At 72.2% G+C, this 22,263-nt stretch carries 15 protein-coding genes; 9 read left to right on the forward strand and 6 right to left on the reverse strand.

Translation table 11 applies throughout. The features are described 5' to 3' along the window. On the forward strand, nucleotides 1-789 hold a 789-nt coding region (locus BG452_RS08580; protein ID WP_188303601.1), incomplete at its 5' end, for a DUF4349 domain-containing protein. 61 nt (nucleotides 790-850) lie between these two features. On the opposite strand, the gene hemE is transcribed toward BG452_RS08580, so the two are convergent. Continuing rightward, on the reverse strand, nucleotides 851-1,954 hold the full coding sequence (hemE, locus tag BG452_RS08585) for a uroporphyrinogen decarboxylase (RefSeq protein ID WP_188303602.1): 1,104 nt from the start codon (nucleotides 1,952-1,954) through the stop codon (nucleotides 851-853). 146 nt (nucleotides 1,955-2,100) lie between these two features. Here hemE and BG452_RS08590 point away from each other — a divergent pair, with 146 nt between their 5' ends. The 5 genes from BG452_RS08590 (at nucleotide 2,101) to BG452_RS08610 (ending at nucleotide 8,932) form a co-directional block, all read left to right on the forward strand. Beyond that, nucleotides 2,101-2,763 carry a DUF3000 domain-containing protein gene (locus BG452_RS08590; protein ID WP_188303603.1) on the forward strand — a complete coding sequence of 221 codons (663 nt, stop codon included), beginning with the start codon at nucleotides 2,101-2,103 and terminating at the stop codon, nucleotides 2,761-2,763. A gap of 320 nt (nucleotides 2,764-3,083) precedes the next feature. Further along, nucleotides 3,084-3,800, forward strand: a complete 717-nt coding sequence (locus tag BG452_RS08595) for a LuxR C-terminal-related transcriptional regulator (protein WP_188303604.1) — start codon at nucleotides 3,084-3,086, stop codon at nucleotides 3,798-3,800. 206 nt (nucleotides 3,801-4,006) lie between these two features. Further along, complete coding sequence (locus tag BG452_RS08600; RefSeq protein ID WP_188303605.1) at nucleotides 4,007-5,257, forward strand: HRDC domain-containing protein; 1,251 nt, start codon at nucleotides 4,007-4,009, stop codon at nucleotides 5,255-5,257. 280 nt (nucleotides 5,258-5,537) lie between these two features. Next, nucleotides 5,538-6,782, forward strand: a complete 1,245-nt coding sequence (locus BG452_RS08605) for a thiolase family protein (RefSeq protein ID WP_188303606.1) — start codon at nucleotides 5,538-5,540, stop codon at nucleotides 6,780-6,782. Nucleotides 6,783-6,784: 2 nt separating this feature from the next. Then, entirely contained in the window at nucleotides 6,785-8,932 is a 2,148-nt protein-coding gene (locus BG452_RS08610) for a 3-hydroxyacyl-CoA dehydrogenase NAD-binding domain-containing protein (RefSeq protein WP_188303607.1), read from the forward strand. A gap of 78 nt (nucleotides 8,933-9,010) precedes the next feature. Here the strand turns inward: BG452_RS08610 and BG452_RS08615 are convergent, their stop codons facing one another. The 3 genes from BG452_RS08615 to BG452_RS08625 all read right to left on the reverse strand — a co-directional run bounded on the left by BG452_RS08615 (nucleotide 9,011) and on the right by BG452_RS08625 (nucleotide 14,050). Continuing rightward, nucleotides 9,011-10,537, reverse strand: coding sequence for an ArnT family glycosyltransferase (locus BG452_RS08615; protein WP_317620954.1), 1,527 nt, complete (start codon nucleotides 10,535-10,537; stop codon nucleotides 9,011-9,013). 165 nt (nucleotides 10,538-10,702) lie between these two features. Further along, nucleotides 10,703-12,607, reverse strand: a complete 1,905-nt coding sequence (gene dxs / locus BG452_RS08620; RefSeq protein ID WP_188303609.1) for a 1-deoxy-D-xylulose-5-phosphate synthase — start codon at nucleotides 12,605-12,607, stop codon at nucleotides 10,703-10,705. A 264-nt stretch (nucleotides 12,608-12,871) separates the two neighbouring features. Then, the gene (locus BG452_RS08625; protein ID WP_188303610.1) at nucleotides 12,872-14,050 is read right to left on the reverse strand and encodes an ROK family transcriptional regulator; all 1,179 of its coding nucleotides are present in this window, start codon (nucleotides 14,048-14,050) and stop codon (nucleotides 12,872-12,874) included. An 865-nt stretch (nucleotides 14,051-14,915) separates the two neighbouring features. On the opposite strand from BG452_RS08625, the gene BG452_RS08630 reads away from it, so the two are divergent. Continuing rightward, the gene (locus BG452_RS08630) at nucleotides 14,916-16,493 is read left to right on the forward strand and encodes a PQQ-binding-like beta-propeller repeat protein (protein ID WP_188303611.1); all 1,578 of its coding nucleotides are present in this window, start codon (nucleotides 14,916-14,918) and stop codon (nucleotides 16,491-16,493) included. A gap of 133 nt (nucleotides 16,494-16,626) precedes the next feature. Continuing rightward, nucleotides 16,627-19,206 carry an aminopeptidase N gene (gene pepN / locus BG452_RS08635; protein WP_188303612.1) on the forward strand — a complete coding sequence of 860 codons (2,580 nt, stop codon included), beginning with the start codon at nucleotides 16,627-16,629 and terminating at the stop codon, nucleotides 19,204-19,206. A 121-nt stretch (nucleotides 19,207-19,327) separates the two neighbouring features. Here pepN and BG452_RS08640 read toward each other — a convergent pair whose 3' ends face one another. Both BG452_RS08640 and malQ read right to left on the reverse strand, forming a co-directional pair. Next, complete coding sequence (locus tag BG452_RS08640; RefSeq protein WP_188303613.1) at nucleotides 19,328-19,552, reverse strand: hypothetical protein; 225 nt, start codon at nucleotides 19,550-19,552, stop codon at nucleotides 19,328-19,330. Nucleotides 19,553-19,572: 20 nt separating this feature from the next. Then, the gene (gene malQ, locus BG452_RS08645) at nucleotides 19,573-21,768 is read right to left on the reverse strand and encodes a 4-alpha-glucanotransferase (protein WP_411292903.1); all 2,196 of its coding nucleotides are present in this window, start codon (nucleotides 21,766-21,768) and stop codon (nucleotides 19,573-19,575) included. A 236-nt stretch (nucleotides 21,769-22,004) separates the two neighbouring features. Between malQ and BG452_RS08650 the strand changes: the two genes are divergently transcribed. Then, a partial coding sequence (locus tag BG452_RS08650; protein ID WP_188303614.1) for a hypothetical protein occupies nucleotides 22,005-22,263 on the forward strand: 259 nt, incomplete at its 3' end.

Here is a 22,263-nt window from a genome sequence, read left to right on the forward strand (position 1 = left end):
CCGGCGGGTGCGCAGCCGTCCGGCGCCGCGACGGCGGCCGGGGTCATCCCGGTGGCCGACAACCGGCTGATCTCGTACACCGCGCAGCTGGACCTGCGCACCAAGGACGTCAGCCAAGTACTGGGCAAGGCAAGGGAGTTGACTACCGCAGCGGGCGGCTACGTGGGCGGCGAGTCGGTCAGCGGCGGCGGCGCGGACGAGTCCGGCCAGCTGACGCTCAAGATCCCGTCCGCGGCCTACCAGCAGACCGTCGACCAGCTGGCGGCCCTGGGCGAGGTGGTGTCCCGCAAGAGCCAGGCGGACGACCTGACCCAGCAGGTCGCGGACGTGGCGAGTCGGGTGCAGTCCCAACAGGCGAGCGTGGACCGGGTGCGGGCGCTGATGGCGCAGGCCAAGTCGCTGAGCGATATCACCTCGCTGGAGGGCGAGTTGAGCCGCCGGGAGGCGGACCTGGAGTCGCTGCAGAAGCAGCAGAAGGAGCTGTCCGCCCGGACGTCGTACTCGACCGTCACGCTGGAGGTCCGCCGCGAGGTCGCGGTGCCGACGCCGACCCCGGCACCGAGGGCCGAGAAGGAGGGCTTCGGCGACTCGGTGGGTTCCGCGCTCGGCGGCGGCTGGCACGTGCTGGTGACGATCGCCTCCGCACTGGTGGTGGCGCTGGCCGCGGTGGCGCCGTTCCTGCTGGTGCTCGGAATCCCGGCGGCGCTGGTCTACCGGTACTGGCGCCGGACCAGGCCGCGACCCCTCGCCCCGGACGAGGAGGCCGAGCCCGCCGGGCCCGAGGACTGAGCGGACCGGTACGCGACGGTGGCGGGCCCCCGGCTCCCCGGGGGCCCGCCACCGCGGGGCGTCAGCGCGCGCTGGCCTCGTGCACGAAGGCGACCAGCCGGCTGAGCGCGTCCGGGTCCATGGACGGCATCACACCGTGGCCGAGGTTGAAGATGTGGCCGCTGGTGCCGAGCGCCTCGGCGGCCTGCAGCACCTCGCGGGCCTTGGTCTCGACGACCTCGGTCGGCGCGAACAGCACCGCCGGGTCGAGGTTGCCCTGGAGGCCCTTGCCGGGGCCGACCCGCTCGGCGGCGACGTCCAGCGGCACCCGCCAGTCGACGCCGACGATGTCCGCGCCGGCCTGGCCCATCAGCCCGAGCAGTTCGCCGGTGCCGACGCCGAAGTGGATCCGCGGCACCCCGTAGGAGGCGACGGCGTCGAAGACCTTGGCGCTGGCCGGCATGACCGAGCGGCGGTAGTCCTCCGGCGCGAGCGCGCCGGCCCAGGAGTCGAACAGCTGGATCGCGGAGGCGCCGGCCTCGATCTGCACCTTCAGGAACGCGGAGGTGATGTCCGCGAGCCGGTCCACCAGGGCGGCCCACAGCTCGGGCTGCCCGTACATCATGGCCTTGGTGTTCTCGTGGTTCTTGGACGGCCCGCCCTCGACCAGGTAGCTGGCGAGCGTGTACGGCGCGCCCGCGAAGCCGATCAGCGGGGTCTCGCCGAGCTCGTCCACCAGCAGGCCGACGGCCTCGGTGACATAGGGGACGTCGTCGGGCTCCAGCGGGCGCAGCCGCTTGAGGTCCTCGAAGGTGCGGATCGGGTCGGCGATGACCGGGCCGATGCCGGGCTTGATGTCGACGTCGATGCCGACGGCCTTGAGCGGCACCACGATGTCGCTGTAGAAGATCGCCGCGTCCACCTTGTGCCGGCGCACCGGCTGGAGGGTGATCTCCTTGACCAGCTCGGGCCGCATGCAGGAGTCCAGCATCGGGATGCCCTCGCGGACCTTCAGGTACTCGGGCAGCGAGCGGCCGGCCTGGCGCATGAACCACACCGGGGTGTGCGGCACCGGCTCGTGCCTGCAGGCGCGCAGGAACGCGGAGTCGTACGCGGCGCCGCGGCGCGCGGGGGTGGTTCGGCCGTCGAGGGTGGCCGCCGTCGGGTCTGCCGTAGTCTCGCTCACGGGTCAAATCTTCGCACGCGCCTGGGGCCGCCCTTCTCGGGCGGTCTCGTCGGTTCCTCCAAGATCTGGCCGGGTTTGCCGTTCCGGCACGCCGCTCGGACGGAAGTTGCGGCGATAACCCGGGTTTTCGACCTAGTCTTCGGGTCATGGCAGCGGTCGGCGGGCACCCCGCACAGGGTGGCGGAACAGGTGGCGGAACAGGTCGGGAGGGGGCGCCGAGCGAGTTCCGGGCCGCCGTGGAGGCCCTCGACGGGGCGCGGCTGCGGCCCGAGGTCCAGCTCTCCCCCGCGCCGGCCCCGCGCCGGCTGGCCCCGCACGCGTTCGCGCTGACCGCCACCGTGGAGGTGGACGGCGAGGAGCTGGCCGACGGCCGGCTGGTGCTGCTGTACGACCCGGCCGGGCAGGAGGCCTGGAACGGGGAGTTCCGGGTGGTCACCATGACCCGGGCCGAGCTGGAGCCGGAGATGGCCGGCGACCCGATGCTCTCCGAGGTCGGCTGGGCCTGGCTGCTGGACGCCCTGCAGGCGCACGGCGCAGGGTACGCGGAGCCGTCCGGCACGGTGACCCGCTGTGCCTCGCAGTACTTCGGCGGCCTGGCGGACCGCCCGTCCTCGACCGAGATCGAGATCCGGGCCTCCTGGACCCCGGCCGACGGCCGCTTCGAACGGCACCTGGCGGCCTGGGGCGACCTGCTCTGCATCAGCGCCGGCCTGCCGCCGGTCTCCCCGGCCCCGCAGACCCCGACCGAGGTCACGTCACTCGGTGGAGTGGTCCCGATGCCCGCCCGGCGACGCCCGCGGTCGCACTGACGGGTGGCGTCCGGCCCCGACGGCACCTTCGGCCCCGACGGCCACTCCCAGGACTGACGGAGTGTGACTTCCGTCCTGCTCTGCGTCAATTAACCGGTCAAAGTCGACCGATCCGTGACGAATCTGATCGATTTTGTACGAATTCCAGGCATGTCGCATCAGTCATATGCGCGATTTGTCCGTATTGTTACTCACTAGATCGTGATCTTTCGCTAAAGCCGGGCACGGTAGCTGCCGAAGCAGACTGTGACCCTTTCCGAACGCGGAACACTCCGACCGCCCCCTCGGGGTTCCGTCCGCCACTCCCCGCAGGAGGCCTGGTGTCGGTCCTTCTTGAGCACCCCGCAAACGTGGTCGCCTACCGCCCGACCAAGCCCACCGCCATGGTGGTCATCGCTGATCCCCGCGTCCGAAACACTGTCACCCGCCACCTCTGGGCGCTCGGCGTCCGCGACGTGATCGAGGTGTCCTCGATCGCCGAGGCCCGCCCCCGGGTCTCCACCCCACGTGACATCTGCGTCGCCGACGTCCATCTGCCGGACGGCTCCGGGCTGACCATCCTCGCCGAGACCCGCGCCGCGGGCTGGCCCAACGGCCTGGCCCTCTCCGCCGCCGACGACATCGGCGCCGTCCGCAGCGCGCTGGCCGGCGGTGTCAAGGGATACGTGGTCACCGGCACCCGCACCAATGTCGCGATGCCCGGCCGCCCGGGCCTGCCGCTCGGTGCCGCCGGGCTGGCCGGCCGGATGCGCCGCCCCGGGATGCCGGGCATGCCGGGTGCCACCGGCGCCCCGGGTGCGCCCGGAGCCCCCGGGGCACCGGGCCCGCAGCAGGCCGCCTACCGCGAGCTGTCAGGCCGCGAGGTCGAGGTGCTGCGGCTGGTCGCCGAGGGCCAGTCGAACAAGGCGATCGGCGTGGCGATGGGCCTGTCGGCGCTCACCGTGAAGAGCCACCTCGCCCGGATCGCCCGCAAGCTCGGCACCGGCGACCGCGCCGGGATGGTGGCGGTCGCGCTGCGCACCGGCATCATCCACTGAGTCGACCGAGCCGAACCGCTGCGGCGGCCCAGGAGGAACGTTCCTCCTGGGCCGCCGCACGCTCGCCCGCTGGCGCCCGGGGACTCGGGCGGACGGTCACGCGAGCGACGGCCCGGACGCGGGTGGACGCGTAGCAGAGCGGGCGATCAACAGTCTGACCAGTCCGACAACACTCCCAGTTCCAGGGACCGTCGTACCCTTGGTGGGTGACCGACGCCGTAGCAGCCATCCCAGAAGAAGCAGCCCCGGTCCCGCTCCTCGAACCGAAGGAGGGGATCCCGCCCGTCGTGGCGGACGAGCAGGCGCTGGCCGCCACGATCGCCGCCTTCGCCGCGGGCACCGGACCGGTCGCCGTTGACGCCGAGCGGGCCTCCGGCTACCGCTACGGCCAGCGTGCGTACCTCATCCAGCTGCGCCGAGCCGGCGCCGGCTCCGCCCTGATCGACCCGATCGCCTGCCCGGACCTCAGCGGGCTGGGCGCCGCCATCGCGGACGCCGAATGGGTGGTGCACGCCGCCACCCAGGATCTGCCGTGCCTGGCCGAGGTGGGCATGAGACCGACCCGGCTGTTCGACACCGAGCTGGCCGGGCGGATCGCCGGCTTCGCCCGGGTCGGCCTCGGGCCGATGACCGAGAACGTGCTCGGGCTGAGTCTGGCCAAGGAGCACTCGGCGGTCGACTGGTCCACCCGCCCGCTGCCCGAACCCTGGCTCCGCTACGCCGCCCTGGACGTCGAGGTGCTGGTCGAGCTGCGTGACGCACTCGAACGGGAGCTGGACGCCCAGGGCAAGCTCGGCTGGGCCCTGGAGGAGTTCGCCGCGATCGCCGCCGCGCCCCGCCCGGCCCCGCGCACCGACCCGTGGCGGCGCACCTCGCAGCTGCACAAGGTCCGCCGGCGCCGCCAGCTGGCCGTGGTGCGCGAGCTGTGGCTGGCCCGCGACCGGACGGCCCAGGAGCGCGACGTCTCCCCCGGCCGGGTGCTCTCCGACGCCGCGATCGTCAACGCCGCGCTGGCCATGCCGCTGAACATCGCCGCGCTGCAGGCCGTGCAGGGCTTCGGTCCGCGGCTGCACCGGCGCCAGCTGGACCAGTGGCTGGCGGCCGTACAGCGCGGCCGGGAGGTCCCGGAGAACCAGCTGCCGCCGGCCGCCGCACCGCACGACGGACCGCCGCCGCCGCGCGCCTGGGCGGAGAAGGACCCGGTCGCGGCCGCCCGGCTGTCCGGCGCCCGCGCCGCGGTCAGCGAGCTGGCCGAGCGCCACCACCTGCCGGCCGAGAACCTGATCACCCCGGACCTGGTGCGCCGGGTCTCCTGGGAGCCGCCGGCCGATCCGAGTGCCGACGGCGTGGCCGCCGCACTGCGCCGGCTCGGTGCCCGGCAGTGGCAGGTCGACCTGGTGGCGCCGGTGCTGGCCACCGCCTTCGTCACCGCCGCCACCGCCACCGCCGAGGGCTGATCCACCGACGGGCCGCCGCCGGAACGCCGGTGGAGCACCGCCGGCAGGGCTCCGAAAAGGGGATGTCGTCCGCACGGACGGCATCCCCTTCGACGTCCGCGGGAAGCCTTCCTGGTCGGACGTGCCGACGGACGTGTCGCGGGACACATGGTCAGAACCCTCCGAGAGGCCTGGGCAGGTTGGTTACCGGCGGGTAGCATGGCCGTGATGCGGCGCCGCTCGGGTTCTTCCGGCGGCAGCCTGCCCACCTCAAATGTTGGTCCCTGGGAGGAGAGCCCCCGTGCCTCGTACCGCGAGGGACGTCGTCTTCGTCGATGGCGTCCGCACCCCGTTCGGCAAGGCCGGCCCGAAGGGCATCTACCACGAGACGCGCGCCGACGACCTCGTCGTCAAGTGCATCCGGGAGCTCGTGCGCCGTAACCCGAACCTGCCCGTCGAGCGCATCGACGAGGTCGCCATCGCGGCCACCACGCAGATCGGCGACCAGGGTCTGACCATCGGGCGCACCGCCGCCCTGCTGTCCGGCCTGCCGAAGTCCGTCCCCGGTTACTCGATCGACCGCATGTGCGCCGGCGCCCTGACCGCCGTGACCGCCACCGCCGGCGGCATCGCCTTCGGCGCGTACGACGTGGTCGTGGCCGGCGGTGTCGAGCACATGGGCCGCCACCCGATGGGCGAGGGCGTGGACCCGAACCCGCGCTTCGTCTCCGAGAAGCTGGTCGACGAGTCCGCCCTGTTCATGGGCATGACCGCGGAGAACCTGCACGACCGCTTCCCGCACATCACCAAGGAGCGCTGCGACGCCTACGCCGTGCGCTCCCAGGAGAAGGCCGCCAAGGCGTACGCCAACGGCGACATCCAGCCCGACCTGGTGCCGATCTCGATCCGCAACACCAACCCCGAGGTCGGCGAGACCGGCTGGGGCCTGGCCACCGTGGACGAGCCGATGCGCCCGGGCACCACGATGGAGTCGCTGGCCGGCCTGAAGACCCCGTTCCGCCCGCACGGCAACATCACCGCGGGCAACTCGGCCGGTCTGAACGACGGTGCCACCGCCTCGCTGCTGGCCGCCGAGGACGTCGCCGAGGAGCTCGGCCTCCCGGTCAAGATGCGCCTGGTCTCCTACGCCTTCGCGGGCGTCGAGCCCGAGGTCATGGGCATCGGCCCGGTGCCGGCCACCGAGAAGGCGCTGGCCAAGGCCGGTCTGACCATCGACGACATCCAGGCCTTCGAGGTCAACGAGGCCTTCGCCGTTCAGGTGCTGTCCTTCCTGGACCACTACGGCATCGCGGACGACGACGAGCGGGTCAACCCGTTCGGCGGCGCGATCGCCTTCGGCCACCCGCTGGCCTCCTCGGGCGTGCGCCTGATGAACCAGCTGGCCCGCCGCTTCGAGCAGCGCCCGGACGTCCGCTACGGCCTCACCACGATGTGCATCGGCTTCGGCATGGGCGGCACCATCATCTGGGAGAACCCGCATTGGAGCGGCGCGGAAAAGTCGGCCGAGTTCGAGGGTGGTAAGTGAGCATGAGCAACACCACTGAGCTGCTCCAGCACGGCGCCGAGCTGTTCCCGGGCGAGGTCGTCACGACCGCGCACGTGCGCCACCTGGACCTGCCGCTGCAGGCCGGCAAGCTGGCCCTGATCACCCTGGACAACGGCTTCGACCACACCAAGCCGACCACCTTCGGCCCGGGCTCGCTGCTCAAGCTGTCCGAGGCGCTGGACCAGGTCGAGGCCGAGGCCGCCGAGGGCAAGATCGTCGGCGCCGCGATCACCGGCAAGCCGTTCATCTTCGCCGTCGGCGCCGACCTCAAGGGCGTCGAGCTGCTCAAGCAGCACGCCGACGCGCTGGCCATCGGCAAGGGCGGCCACGAGGTCTTCAAGCGGATCGCCGCGCTGCCCGTCCCGACCTTCGCCTTCTACAACGGCGCGGCCATGGGCGGCGGCGTCGAGGTCGGCCTGCACTGCGACTACCGCACGGTGTCCGCGGGCGTCCCGGCGTTCTCGCTGCCCGAGGTCTTCCTCGGCCTCGTCCCCGGCTGGGGCGGCTGCACCATCCTGCCGAACCTGATCGGTGCCGGTAAGGCCGTCAAGGTCATCATCGAGAACTCGATGAACCAGAACAAGCAGCTCAAGGGCAAGGACGTGTTCGAGCTGGGGATCGCCGACGCGATCTTCGAGCCGGCCGACTTCCTGGAGCAGTCGCTGCTGTGGGCCGCCAAGGTCCTCAAGGGCGACGTCGTCGTCGAGCGCGAGGCGATCGACCGCGGCAAGGCCTGGGACGACGCCGTCCTCTGGGGCCGCATGGTCGCCGACGCCAAGGTGCACGGCGCCGCCCCGGCCGCCTACAAGGCGCTGGACATCATCGCCGCCGTCAAGGACGCCGACTTCGCCGACAAGGCCAGCCTGCAGGCCGGCTTCGACGCCGAGGACGCGGCCCTGGCCGACCTCATCATGAGCGGCGAGCTGCGCAGCGGCATCTACGCCTTCAACCTGGTGCAGCGCCGGGCCAAGCGCCCGTTCGGTGCTCCGGACAAGTCGCTGGCCCGCCCGGTCTCCAAGGTTGGCGTCGTCGGTGCCGGCCTGATGGCCTCGCAGCTGGCGCTGCTGTTCGCCCGCCGTCTGGAGGTGCCGGTGGTCCTCACCGACATCGACCAGGAGCGCGTCGACAAGGGCGTCGGCTACGTCCACGCCGAGATCGACAAGCTGCTCGGCAAGGGCCGGATCGGCCAGGACAAGGCCAACCGCCTCAAGGGCCTGGTCACCGGCTCGCTGGACAAGGCCGCCGCCTTCGGCGACGCGGACTTCGTCATCGAGGCCGTGTTCGAGGAGATGGGCGTCAAGCAGACCGTCTTCGCGGACCTGGAGAACGTGGTCTCGCCGACCTGTGTGCTGGCGACCAACACCTCCTCGCTGTCGGTCTCCGAGATGGCCTCGAAGCTGAAGCACCCCGAGCGGGTCGTCGGCTTCCACTTCTTCAACCCGGTCGCGATCCTGCCGCTGCTGGAGATCGTCCGCGGCGAGCAGACCGACGACGCGTCGCTGGCCACCGCCTTCGCCGTGTCGAAGAAGCTGAAGAAGACCTCGGTGCTCTGCAAGGACGCCCCGGCGTTCGTGGTGAACCGGATCCTGACCCGCTTCATGGGCGAGATCCAGAACATCATCGACGAGGGCACCCCGATCGCCAGCGTCGAGAAGGCCGTCGAGCCGCTCGGCCTGCCGATGTCCCCGATCGTGCTGCTGGAGCTGGTCGGCCCGGCCATCGCCCTGCACGTCTCGGAGACCCTGGCCGGCGCCTTCCCGGAGCGGTTCACCGTCTCCGAGAACCTCGGCAAGGTGGTCAAGGCCGGCAAGCGCGGCTTCTACACCTGGGTGGACGGCAAGCAGGTCCTCGACCCCGAGGTGCTGGAGCTGCTGACCTTCGGCGACTCGGTGCTCACCGAGGAGCAGGTCCTGAACCGCTCCCTGGAGGCCGTGGCCCAGGAGATCGGCCTGATGCTGGAGGAGGGTGTCGTCGGCGAGGCCCAGGACATCGACCTCTGCATGATCACCGGCGCCGGCTGGCCCTTCCACCTGGGCGGGATCACCCCGTACCTGGACCGTGAGGGCGTCTCGGAGCGGGTGAACGGCAAGAAGTTCCTCGCCCCCGGCGTGGCCTCGGTGCCCGCGTAAGGCGTAGCGCTACGAGCGGAGCCCCCGGCGACCTCGGTCGCCGGGGGCTCCTCCGTGTTCTTCGGCGCCGCTCGGGCCTCAGTGCTTGAGGCGGTAGACGACGGTGTCGCCGATGACGCCGATCATCTCGTAGTGGGTGTCCAGCAGGTTCTCGATCCGCGGGACCAGCACGGGCTGGTACGGGGCGACGCCGGAGTCGTCCACGAAGATCTCCGGCAGGCCGTTGGCGAGCTCCTTGTCGAAGGTCTGCCAGGCGTTGTTGACGCTGAACTGCTCGCCCACGTTGCCGCTGCCGTCCTTGCCGCCGCTGTAGTTGGTGAGGAAGCCGGCAGTCAGGTAGCGGCTCGCGGGCTTGCGGTCGGCCAGCCAGTACAGCTCGGGGTGCATGCCCCAGACCAGCATCGTGTCCTTGGGGGTGGTCTGGGCGGCGACCGCGGTGGCGACCTCGGTGTTGCGGCTCATCTGCTCCCCCGGCCAGGCCAGCGCCAGGCCCCAGAACACCGTGGCGGCGACCGTGGTGTACACCAGGACCGGCTTCCAGCGGATCGCCGAGGTGGCGACCGCGCCGGTGCCCAGCAGCACCAGCGGGGGGATCAGCTGCAGGTAGTAGTGGCCGAAGAAGTGGAAGCCCACGCTGACCGCGACGGCCGAGGAGAGCAGCCAGACCCACAGGTCGGTGGTCGAGCCGTGCTCCTCGCCGGCCACCGGCAGCGGGCGGTGGCGGTACTTGAACCAGAGCCGGCGGCCGACCGGGAACAGGAAGCCGAGGCCCGCCACGACCAGGATGCCCAGGTTGCCGAAGGCCCGGCCGAGCATCTGCAGCCAGGCGCCGCCGAAGGAGGCGTAGTCTCCGCTGCCGGTGACCACCCAGAAGAGGAAGCCCTTGGGCTTGGTCAGGATGACCGCCACCAGGGCTATCGGCACCGCGAAACCGAACCCGATCTTGAACAGCGCGGGCGGCCAGCGCACCCCTCGTCGGCGGGCGTCCTGCAGGAGCATCCAGAGCACCGGCAGCAGCACCGCCCCGCCGGTCTGCTTGGTCAGCGAGCAGAGCGCGACCGCGATGCCCGCGGCCAGCCAGCGGCGCCGCTCGGCGTACCGGAAGGCGGCCACCATCGCGGGCAGCATGAAGACCTCGAAGGTCGCCGCCTGGGTGTCCTCCGGGGAGAGCCCGATGGAGACCAACAGGTAGAGCAGTCCGGCGCCGGCCCCGGCCCGGTTGCCCCAGCGGCCGCGGGCGATCGAGGCCAGCAGGATCGCGGTGACCAGGTGGGCCGCCACCGCCAGGGTGCGCAGCGGCCACAGCGAGGCGGAGCCGAAGACGGCGAAGGAGGCCTGGTAGAGCCAGGGGAGCAGCGGCGGCTTGCGGTCCACCACGGTGTCGTAGAGGACTCCGCCGTCGGCGAGCATCCGCGCCTGGGTGGCCAGGAAGCCCTCGTCGGGGCTCCAGACCGGCCGGGCGAAGGACGGGATGTGGGTGGCCACCGCGACCAGCGTGAGCAGCGGCACCAGCCTCGTCCAGTACCCCTGGCGGATGTGGGTACGCGCGCGCGCGGGCAGGCGGTCGACCAGTCCGGCGAGGCGGAGGCGGGTGGGGGTGGGCACGGTTGACAACCTACCGGGCGGGATCGGCATGGATGGCGCCGGTCCCGCCATTCAGTGCGATTGTCAGCCTGCTCCGTGACGAACTGTTACGGGGTTACGACAATCGGTCGTCGGCGGAACGGGTCACCCGGCAGCGGACTGCCGACCCGTTCCGCCGACCGCGCCTCAGGCCTCGACCCGCGCCGCGTCCAGCTTGGCGACCAGGGCTGCCACCTTCTCGGCGATGTCGGGGGCGTTCAGACCGATCTCGGCCAGGATCTCGTTCCGGCTGGCGTGGTCCAGGAACTCCTGCGGGATGCCGAAGTCGCGCACCGGCAGGTCCACGTCCGCGTCCCGCAGCGCCTGGGCGACGGCGGCGCCCACGCCGCCCACCCGGCCGTTGTCCTCGATCGTGACGACCACCCGGTGCTCGGCGGCCAGACCCGGCAGGGCCTCGTCCACCGGCTTGACCCAGCGCGGGTCCACCACGGTGGCGGTGACGCCCCGGGCGGCCAGCAGCTCGGCGACCTCCAGGCTGGTCGGGGCCATCGCGCCGACCGAGACGATCAGCACGTCGGCGCGGTGGGCGCCGGCGGACTCCTCGGCGGCGCGCAGCACGTCCATGCCGCCGACCCGGCCGACCGCGGGGACGGCCGGGCCGACCGTGCCCTTGGAGTAGCGGACCACCGTCGGGGCGTCCTCGACCTGGACGGCCTCCCGCAGCTGGGCGCGGACCTGGTCCGCGTCGCGCGGGGCGGCCAGCCGCAGGCTCGGGATGACCTGGAGGATCGACATGTCCCACATGCCGTTGTGCGAGGCGCCGTCCGTGCCGGTGACACCGGCCCGGTCGAGCACGAAGGTGACGCCCAGCTTGTGCAGGGCGACGTCCATCAGGACCTGGTCGAAGGCCCGGTTCAGGAACGTCGCGTAGACCGCGAACACCGGGTGCAGGCCGTTGGTGGCCAGGCCGGCGGCGCTGGTGACGGCGTGCTGCTCGGCGATGCCGACGTCGAAGATGCGGTCCGGGAAGGCCTTGGCGAAGGGGGCCAGCCCGACCGGGTGGAGCATCGCGGCGGTGATCGCGACGATGTCCTCGCGCTCGTGGCCGAGGGCGACCATCTCCTCGCCGAAGACGGACGTCCAGTCCTTGCCCGAGTTCTTGACCGGCAGGCCGGTGTCCGGGTGGATGACGCCGACGGCGTGGAAGCGGTCCTCGTCGTTGTTCTCGGCGGCGTGGTAGCCGCGGCCCTTCTCGGTCAGGCAGTGCACGATCACCGGGCCGCCGAAGCCGCGCGCCTTGGTCAGCGCGGACTCCAGGGCCGTCAGGTCGTGGCCGTCGATCGGGCCGATGTACTTGAGGCCGAGGTCCTCGAACATGCCCTGCGGGGCGATGAAGTCCTTGAGGCCCTTCTTGGCGCCGTGCAGGGTCTCGAACAGCTGCTGGCCGACCACCGGGGTGCGCTGGAGGGCGTCCTTGCCCCAGGAGAGGAAGCGCTCGTAGCCCTGGGTGGTGCGCAGCGTGGCGAGGTGGTTGGCCAGGCCGCCGATGGTCGGCGAGTAGGAGCGCTCGTTGTCGTTGACGACGATGACGACCGGCAGGTCCTTGGCGTCGGCGATGTTGTTGAGCGCCTCCCAGGCCATGCCGCCGGTGAGCGCGCCGTCACCGATGACGGCGACGACCGGGTCGGCCTTGCCCTGGATCTTGTTGGCCTTGGCCAGGCCGTCGGCGTACGAGAGGACCGTGGAGGCGTGCGAGTTCTCGATCACGTCGTGCTCGGACTCGGCGCGGGACGGGTAGCCGGACAGGCCGCCGCTCATCTTCAGCCGGGAGAAGTCCTGGCGGCCGGTGAGCAGCTTGTGGACGTAGCTCTGGTGGCCGGTGTCGAAGAGGACGCGGTCGCGCGGCGAGTCGAAGACGCGGTGCAGCGCGATGGTGAGCTCCACCACGCCAAGGTTGGGCCCGAGGTGGCCGCCCGTCTTGGAGACCTCGGTCACCAGGAAGGTCCGGATCTCCTGGGCCAGTGCGGCCAGCTGTCCGGGCGTGAGCCGGTCGAGATCGCGCGGTCCCCGAATGCGGGTCAGCAGGGCCACCCGTTCCTCCTCGTTCAGTGTTCGCGGACCACGGACGGTCCGACGGGCGTCGCTGCCCGGTCCGGCGGCAGGCCGGTGGTCGCGGCCGGTACCGACCGGTCGAGTCTAATGTCCGCTTGGCGGACGCCGAGCGGCACGCCCGGTGCCACCGGCCGGTTACCGCCATTCCCGGAGGTCGGTCGGGGGGTGTGCGTCAATTCGTATTGACGAACAGGTGTTCGCCGGTGGCTGCGGCTGTCCGGGTGAGCGCGTGGGGTGCGCGGCTCAGCGATGGCCGAGGGCGCCGGACTCGCCCATCTCGCTCATCACCAGGGCCAGCGCGCCGAGCACCTCGGCCCGGCCGCCGAGGGTGCCGGGGACCACCGACAGCTGACGGGCTGCGCTGGGGATGGCGTAGCGGGCCACCGAGTCCCGGATCGGGGCCAGCACCAGCTCCCCGGCCTCGGCGAGGTCGCCGCCGAGGATCACCCGGCGCGGATTGAGCAGGTTGCACAAGGTCGCCACGCCCGTACCGATCTGGCGGCCGGCGTCGGCGATCACCCGGCGACAGCCCAGGTCGCCCTGGTGGGCCAGCTCCACCACCCGGGGCAGGGTAAGGTCCGCGCCCAGGGTGGAGGTGAGCAGCGAGAGCAGGTAGCGGGAGCCGACGAAGGTCTCCAGGCAGCCGCGGTTGCCGCAGCGGCAGACCGGGCCGGCCTCGTCCAGGGTGATGTGCCCGATCTCACCCGCGGTGCCGCCCGGGCCGCGGTAGATCTGGCCGTTCACCACCAGGCCCGCGCCCACCCCGCTGGCGACCTTGATGTACGCGAGGTCACTCAGGCCCCGGCCGGCGCCCCAGACCAGCTCGCCCAGCGCGCCCAGGTTGGCGTCGTTGTCCACGTGCACCGCCATGCCGAGCCGCTCCGCCAGCTCCCGGCCCGGGGCGATGCCCGTCCAGCCGGGCAGGATCGCGGTCGAACCCAGCGCGCCGGTCTCCACGTCGATCGGGCCGGGCACCCCGAGGCCCACCCCGATCACCTTCTCCGGGCGGAACCCGGCCTGCTCCAGCAGCCGCTCGACCATCGCCTCCGCCCGGTCGAAGCCCTGCGCGGCGGAGACGTCCACGTCGATCGGGGCGCTCTCCTCCGCCAGCACCCGGTGCGCGAGGTTGCCGACGGCCACCCGGAGGTGGGTGTGGCCGAAGTCGATGCCCACCACGATGCCCGCGTCACCGCTCAGCGAGACGCTGCGGGCGCGGCGGCCGCCGGAGGAGGTGTCGGCGACCACCACGGTGCCGCTCTCCTTCAGTTCCCGCACGATGTTGGAGACGGTGGCCGCGGAGAGGCCGGTGCCACGGGCGATCTCGGCCTGGGTGAGCGAGCCGGCCATCCGCACCGCGCGGAGCACCCGTTCCAGGTTCGCCCGGTGCAGGGACGACTGTGAGCCCGGTGTGTCCGTCGACATGATCCACCCTCCCAGGGGTGGGGAACCCTCCGCCGGGCTTCCCCTTCAACTCCTGAAGCCTACGGGGTGGGGGGACGCTGACGCGGGGGTCTGTTTGTGGGGGTGGGCTTTCGGGAGGGTGGGTGCCGGGGGCGGCTCCGGGGGTGGCCGCTCCGGGGGCTGGATGATTTTCGGACTGCCGACCCTGTGGGTGGGGGGCTGGGCGCCGTTGGCAGTCTGAAAATCACCCGTCACGCCCCTCTCCGCAGCCACCCCCTGCGCCGCCCCCTTCCGCAGCGCGTCCCTCTCGCCCGGTGGGGAGGGGGAGGGAGGGAGGGTGGGGGAGGGTGGGGGGCGCGGGGGCTGGGTGGGGGGCGCGGGGGCTGGGTGGGTGGGGGGATTGCCGGGTGTGGGGAGGGGTGTGCGGGGTGGGGGTGGTTTTGGTGCGGGTGCGCGGGGTTTGTCCTGCGGGGCCGTGGGGCGTGGGGGTGGGGTGGGTGGGGGGTGAAGGTGTTGCGTGGTCAGGGGGTGTGGGGGTGGGGTTCCGTGGTCCTGGCGGCGGCCTGAAACCGGCCGCCACTAGCATGGTGCCCAATCTCACCCGTCCCACCGGACCGTGGACGGTACCGGCCGGGGGACGCATCCAGACATGACGGGGAATCAGATGGCAGGGGATCACCCTACGCCGGGTGCAGGCGACGCATCGGGCAGTGGCCCGCAGGACAACCGGGGCGTTTCGTTCGGGCGCCCGGCAGGCGGCGTGGATCCCGCCGCCGTCGCGGACCAGATGACACAGCTCGACGGTTCGGCGGTTCCGGGGCGGCCGCCGGTCGGTCCGCCGCCGGCCCAGCCGCCGGCGCCTCCGGCCCAGCCGCCGATGGGGGGCGTGGACTACGGGGCGTACGCGCCGACCGCGCCCGGCATCCCCGCCCAGGCTCCGCCGCCGCCGGCCGGTGCGCCGATCGGGCCGTACGACCCGGTGAACGGGGGCGGTTACCCCGCGCCGGACGCCGCCCAGGGGTACGCCACCGGCGGGTACGACTACCAGCAGCAGGGCGGGTACACCTACCCGGGTGCGCCGGTGCCGGTGGCGCCCAAGCAGCGCAACCCCGTGATGCTGTGGGGCGGGATCATCGGCGGCGTGCTGGCGATCGCGATCGTGATCGGGCTGGTCGTGCTGCTCAAGCCGAACGACCCCAAGCCGGACCCGGGCCCCGGGCCCGGCCCGGTGGCGAACTCGGGCGGCTCCAGCAGCGTCGCGGGCACGGACGGCGGGAACAGCGTCTCGCCGGCGCCGGACTCCAAGGCCACCTTCAACGTCGCGTGGAACGCCCCGTCGCCGGCCAACACGGACGCCACCAACCAGCTGCTCGGCATCTGGGGCACCGACAAGTACGCCGTGCGCGTGGACGGCGACGGCGTCAAGGCCTACAACCTGACCGACGGCAAGCCCGCCTGGAACATCCCGGTGCCGTCCGGCAGCAAGGAGGTGTGCAGCGCCTCGTACACCTCCAACTCCAAGAACATCGCCGCCGTCGCGTTCAACACCGGCGACTACGACTGCTCCACCGTCGGCGCGATCGACCTCACCCAGGGCAAGCTGCTGTGGACCGTCAAGGCCACCGCCGACCGGCTCTCCCAGCCGACCCTGAGCGTCACCGACAACGTGGTCGTCGTCGGCGGCAACGCGGTGGCCGGGCTGAGCGTCGCCACCGGCCAGCAGGCCTGGCAGTACCAGCCGCGCGACAAGGACTGCACCATGCGCGCCCGCGCGGCCGGCAACCAGATCGCGATCAGCGACCGCTGCTACATGACCAGCGGCCCGAAGTCGCAGCTGGTCATCGTGAACGCCGACTCCGGCAAGCCCGCCAGCACGCCGATCACCCTGACCGGCACCATCGAGCAGGTCGACTCGGTCATCCAGGACAAGCCGCTGGTCCTGCTGATCACCAACGGTCCGAACGGCGACTACATCCTGCCGTTCGACAAGGACAACAAGCCGGGCAACCAGATGTCCGTCAAGGAGCCCGGCTCGGACAGCCTGCGCCTGTCCGGCCAGGACACCGCCTTCACCCGCAACGTGGTGAGCGGCAGCACCCTGTACGTCCAGGTCAACCCGACCAAGCCGGCCATCAACGCCTACGACCTGAACACCGGCAAGCGCCTGTGGGCGGCCAGCCCGGGCGACAGCAGCGGCAGCGACATCCGGCTGGTCACCGGCACCGACAAGGACGGCAAGATCCGGGCCGTGGTCTCGCAGGGTTACGACAAGCCGTCCCGGCTGGTGACGCTCTCGCCGACCGACGGCTCGATGACCGACATCGGCACCATGGCGAACGCGAACGGGAAGTTCGACATCAGCGCCAGCACCTCGGTGTACTTCGTCTCGGACGACGGCAACGCGGTGTACGCGTTCCGCCGCTACACCAGCAGCGACGGTCCGCTGACCAAGTGGCGGAAGTGACGCGCTCCGGTCGATGACGGCGGGGCGGGTACGGGCCGGTGGCCCGGGCCCGTCCCGCCTTCGTCTTATCCGGTCGGCCACCTGTCGGGCATGCGAGGATTCGATCCATCAGCCTGACGAAGGAGTGCAGCGAGTGCCCGGCACCAACCTGACCCGCGAAGAGGCCCGCACCCGGGCCGACCTCATCCGGGTGGACGCGTACGACATCGAGCTCGACCTCGGCTCGGCCCGCGAGGGCGGCACCTTCCGGTCCACGACCGTGGTCCGGTTCACCGCCACCACCCCCGGCGCCGACAGCTTCATCGACCTCGTCGCCCCCGGCGTCGAGGAGATCACCCTCAACGGTGCGGCGCTCGACCCGGCGAGCTTCGCCGACAGCCGCATCCCGCTGCCCGGCCTGGCGGCCGAGAACGAGCTGCGGGTGGTCGCCGACTGCTCCTACAGCAACTCCGGTGAGGGCCTGCACCGGTTCGTCGACCCGGTCGACGGCGAGACCTACCTGTACACCCAGTTCGAGGTGCCGGACGCCCGACAGGTCTTCGCGAACTTCGAACAGCCGGACCTGAAGGCCACGTTCGCGTTCACCGTGACCGCCCCCACCGGCTGGGTCGTGGTCTCCAACTCGCCCACCCCCGAGCCGGTCGGCGAAGGCGCCACCCAGGTCTGGAAGTTCGAGCCCACCGGCCGGATCTCCAGCTACATCACCGCGCTGGTCGCCGGCCCGTACGTGGGCGTCTTCGACACCTACGAGAACGGCGAGCAGCGCGTGCCGCTGGCCGTCTACTGCCGTCCCTCGCTGCGCGAGTACCTGGACGCCGAGGCGATCTTCGAGGTCACCAAGCAGGGCTTCGACTACTTCCAGGCGAAGTTCGACTACCCGTACCCGTTCCCCAAGTACGACCAGCTCTTCGTCCCGGAGTTCAACGCCGGCGCGATGGAGAACGCGGGCGCCGTCACCCTGCGCGACCAGTACGTGTTCCGCTCCAAGGTCACCGACGCCGCGTACGAGTCGCGTGCCGCGACGATCCTGCACGAGCTCGCCCACATGTGGTTCGGCGACCTCGTCACCATGGAGTGGTGGAACGACCTCTGGCTCAACGAGTCCTTCGCGACCTTCGCCGAGGCCGTCTGCCAGGCCGAGGCCCCCGGCTCCAAGTGGCCGCACTCCTGGACCACGTTCGCCAACCAGATGAAGACCTGGGCCTACCGGCAGGACCAACTGCCGTCCACCCACCCGATCATGGCGGACATCAACGACCTGGAGGACGTCCAGGTCAACTTCGACGGCATCACCTACGCCAAGGGCGCCTCGGTGCTCAAGCAGCTGGTGGCGTACGTCGGCCAGGACGCCTTCTTCGAGGGCGTGCGGGCGTACTTCAAGCGCCACGCCTGGGGCAACACGCGGCTGAGTGACCTGCTCGGGGCGCTGGAGGAGGCCAGCGGGCGCGACCTCAAGGCCTGGTCCAAGTCCTGGCTGGAGACCGCCGGCATCAACGTGCTGCGGCCGTCTCTGGTGGTGAACACGGACGGTGACATCGAGTCGTTCGCGGTTCTGCAGGACGCCCCCGCGCTGCCCGCCGGCGCCAAGGGCGAGGCCGTGCTGCGCCCGCACCGGATCGCCATCGGCCTGTACGAGCTGGTGGACGGCTCGCTGGTGCGCACCGACCGGATCGAGCTGGACCTCGACGGCGCGCGCACCGAGGTGCCCGAGCTGGTCGGGCGGCACCGGCCGGCCGTCGTGCTGCTCAACGACGACGACCTGACGTACGCCAAGATCCGGCTGGACGAGGACTCGATGGCCGTCGTCACCGAGCACCTCGGCGGCTTCACCGACTCGCTGCCGCGCGCGCTGTGCTGGGCCTCCGCCTGGGACATGACCCGCGACGGCGAACTGGCCGCCCGCGACTACCTCGCGCTGGCGCTGTCCGGCCTCGGCCGGGAGAGCGACATCGGCGTGGTGCAGTCCGTGCAGCGCCAGGTCAAGCTCGCCCTGGACGCCTACACCGACCCGGACTGGCGCGAGCAGGGCCTCGCCCGCTGGGCCGCCGCCGCCGAGGAGCACCTGCGCGCCGCCGAGCCCGGCAGCGACCACCAGCTGGCCTGGGCCCGCACCCTCGCCGCGGTCGCCCGCACGGACGGTCAGCTGGACCTCCTCGCCGGGCTGCTGGACGGCACGGTGGAGCTCAAGGGCCTGGCGGTGGACACCGAGCTGCGCTGGGTCCTGCTGTCCCGGCTGTCCGCCACCGGCCGGGCCGACGAGGCCGCGATCGTCGCCGAGCTGGAGCGGGACAACACCGCGGCCGGCCAGGAGCACGCCGCCTCCTGCCGCGCCGCCCGCCCGACCGCCGAGGCCAAGGCCGCGGTCTGGGCCGCGGTGGTGGAGGCGGACAACCTGACCAACTACGTGCAGGAGGCCATGATCGCCGGCTTCCAGCAGTCGGACCAGCGGGAGCTGCTGGCGCCGTACGCGGAGAAGTACTTCGCCGCGGTCAAGGGCATCTGGGAGACCCGCAGTCACGAGATCTCGCAGCAGATCATCGTCGGGCTGTACCCGGCGCTGCAGGTCTCCGAGGCGACGCTGGCCGCCACGGACGCCTGGCTGGCCTCGGCCGAGCCGGCGCCGGCGCTGCGGCGTCAGGTCGTCGAGTCGCGGGCCGGGATCGAGCGGGCGCTCAAGGCGCAGGTGGTCGACAAGGCCGCCGGGGGCCGGTGACCTGCCCTGGAAAGGCCTGAAGGGGCGCCGGACGGATCGTCCGGCGCCCCTTCGGGGTTGTGCGGGTCTTGCGCGTACTGCGGGTCCAACGGGTCTTGCGGGTCCTTGGTGGACGCGGCGGTTACTTCTTCTTCTTGCCGTACGGCAGACCGGCGAGGGCCGCGATGACGACGAACGCGGCGAGCGGGATCAGCACGTACAGGCCGATGGTCTGGCCGACGCTCAGGCCGGCACCCGGGTCGTCGCCGTCGTCCCTGGTGAGGGCCATGGCGGGCGACGACAGCAGCATCATCAGCGTGACCGTTGCGGAGACCGCGCCGGCTCGCAAAGCGTTCCTCTTGTCCACGTTTCCAACTTACCCGCCGCTTACGGGAGGGCGCGCGTCGGGGTGGTGGTGTGGGTTCCGCTTGCGGGTTCCGGGGCTCCCGGTGACGGGTTCCGGGGGCTGGGCGGGGCCAGGAGGTGGGCGAGGAGGCGGGCGGCGGGGGTGGCGGCGAGGTGGTCCAGGGTGACCGGGTCGCCCGCGCCGTCGGCGACCGGGAGGCGCCAGTTCGGGTACTGGTCCCAGGTGCCGGGCAGGTTCTGCGGGCGCGGGTCGCCGACCAGGTCCGGCAGCCAGACGCCGACCAGTTCGGCCGGGGTCGCGCGCAGGAAGCGGTAGAGGGCGGGCATGGAGACGGGCTCGTCGGGGGTGAGCAGGCCTCGCGCGATCAGTTCGGCCCGCCAGTCGGCCAGCTCGGCGGCGGCCTCGTCCTGCTCCTCGGAGAGTGGGCGGGCGAGCAGGCCCAGGCGGTGGCGCAGCTCGACGTGTTCGCCGGAGAGCCGGGCGGCGGTGCTGGGCAGGTCGTGGGTGGTGAGGGTGGCCAGGCAGCCGGGGCGCCAGCGGTCGGGGGGCAGGATCTGCCCGGCGTTGCCCCAGTCCCGTTCGAACCAGAGGACGGAGGTGCCCAGGATGCCGCGGGCCGCCAGTTCCTCCCGTACGCCCGGCTCGACCGTGCCCAGGTCCTCGCCGATCACCGCGGTGCCCGCCCGGTGCGCCTCCAGTGCGAGGACGCCGAGCATCGCCTCGGCGTCGTAGCGGACGTAGGCGCCCTCGGTGGGCGGGTGGCCGTTCGGGACCCACCAGAGGCGGAAGAGGCCCATCACGTGGTCGATGCGGAGCGCGCCCGCGTGCCGCGTGGCGGCCTTCAGGAGTTCCGCGTACGGGGCGTAGCCGGCCTTGGCCAGGGCGTCCGGGCGCCAGGGCGGCAGGCCCCAGTCCTGGCCGTGGGCGTTGAAGGCGTCCGGCGGGGCGCCGGTCGAGATGCCGCCGGCCAGGACGTCCTGGAGCGCCCAGGCGTCGGCGCCGTCCGGGTGGACGCCGACGGCGAGGTCGTGGATCAGACCGACCGGCATGCCGGCGTCGCGGGCCGCGCGCTGGGCGGCGGCGAGCTGCTGGTCGACCTGCCAGGCGAGCCAGCGGTGGAACTCGACGCTTGTTTCGAGCTCTTTGGCGGCCTGGTCGATGTGTGGGCCGTTCGGGTGACGCAGGCCCTTCGGCCAGTGGTGCCAGTCGGCGCCGTGCACCTCGGCCAGGGCGTTCCAGAGCGCGTGCCGGCGCAGCCACTCCCCCTCGCGGCGCTGGTACGCCTCGTAGGCGGCCTGGCGGCCGGGGGCGCGCGGGACCTCGTGGAGGCTCTCCAGGGCTTCGCGTTTGAGGGCCCAGACGGCGTCGCGGTCGACCAGGCCGTCGTGGGCGAGGACCTCCTCGCGCAGCCTGGTAGCCCGGCGGGTGAGGTCGTCGGCCTGCCGGCGCTGCTCGGCGGTGAGGTAGCCGTACTCGGGGACGGCCTCGATCCGCAGGTGGACCGGGTCGGCGAAGCGCCGGGAGGAGGGGCGGTAGGGGGACGGGTCGGAGGGGGTGCCGGGGGCCGCGGGAAGGCCCTGGTGCAGGGGGTTGATCTGGAGGAAGCCGGCGCCGAGTTCGGCCCCGGCCCACTGGGCGAGGTCGGCGAGGTCGCCGAGGTCGCCCATGCCCCAGGAGCGGGCGGAGAGGACGGAGTACAGCTGGGCGAGGAAGCCCCAGCTGCGGCCGGGGAGTTGGGGCAGCTGTTGGGGGGCGACGATGAGTGGGGACTGCTGCTTCTTGTCGTTGCTCTCCGCCGTGAGGGTGTGTCGGCCGAGGGGGAGGTCGGCGGGCAGCCAGTGCGAGTGGCCGCGTGGCAGCTCCCAACTGCCGCCGTCCTCCAGCTCGATGTGCAGCCGGACATCGGCGGGGACGTCCAGTGCGGTGCGTCGGCCCTGTCGGGCGACGACGCAGGGTGGCAGCAACCTGCGGTGCTGTTCGGTCCGGTGACGCTCCAACGCCTCCCGTACCTCCTCCGGCGAACCCGCCGCCACCCCCAGCGCCGCCAGCACGGCCACCAGCGTCCGCGCCCCCACCGCCTGCCCGCCCGCCCCCGGATACCGGGTGTCCACCCCGTACGCCTGGGCCAGCGCCAGCAGTTCGGCGGGCGGCGGCGGCGCGTCCTGCGCCGGGACCTTCAGCCCGTCGACTCCGTCACTGTCGTGGTAAGCGGCCACTCGCGGCTCCTGCGATGTCTCGGCAACGCCTGGTCAGGACTCCCAAGTCCTACCCGGGTGACGGGCCGAGCACGCTGTGCGACACGAGTACGGGCGGTGGATCGATCGGTGACAGCCAGTCAGGACAATCGGATATTCAGGAGCAAAACCGGCATAGCCGTCGGTGACGTTGACACCGGGTTGGGTAGCTGGTGGGGTTGCGAGCGTTGTGGTCCAGGCCTGGCGAGGAGGCCCTTGTGCAAGCCCGAGTGTCCGTTACGGCCGGGCGGCGGCTGCGACAGCAGTTGGAGCAGAGTCCGGTGTTGCGCGAGGTGCTGGACCATCCGGCGGCGCTGGCGGCCCGGCGGGCCACGGCGCGGACGTGCCGTCAGCTGGTGCCGCGGACCGCGGACCGGCTGATCGCCGACCTCAAGGGGACGGAGCCGCTGTTGGCGTCGGTGCGGGCCGAACGCGCGGCCGGGCGGCCGGGGCGGCGGGCGGTGCGGATCGCCGCCG

The sequence above is a fragment of the Streptomyces sp. CBMA123 genome (assembly GCF_014596465.1).
GTDB lineage: Bacteria > Actinomycetota > Actinomycetes > Streptomycetales > Streptomycetaceae > Kitasatospora.

What these genes read in the sequence shown, in the direction of transcription:
- BG452_RS08590 (WP_188303603.1), top strand. Translation starts at nt 2,101, where the DNA reads ATGGCAGCGGTCGGCGGGCACCCCGCACAGGGTGGCGGAACAGGTGGC.
- BG452_RS08610 (WP_188303607.1), top strand. Translation starts at nt 6,785, where the DNA reads ATGAGCAACACCACTGAGCTGCTCCAGCACGGCGCCGAGCTGTTCCCG.
- BG452_RS08625 (WP_188303610.1), bottom strand. Translation starts at nt 14,050, where the DNA reads ATGTCGACGGACACACCGGGCTCACAGTCGTCCCTGCACCGGGCGAAC.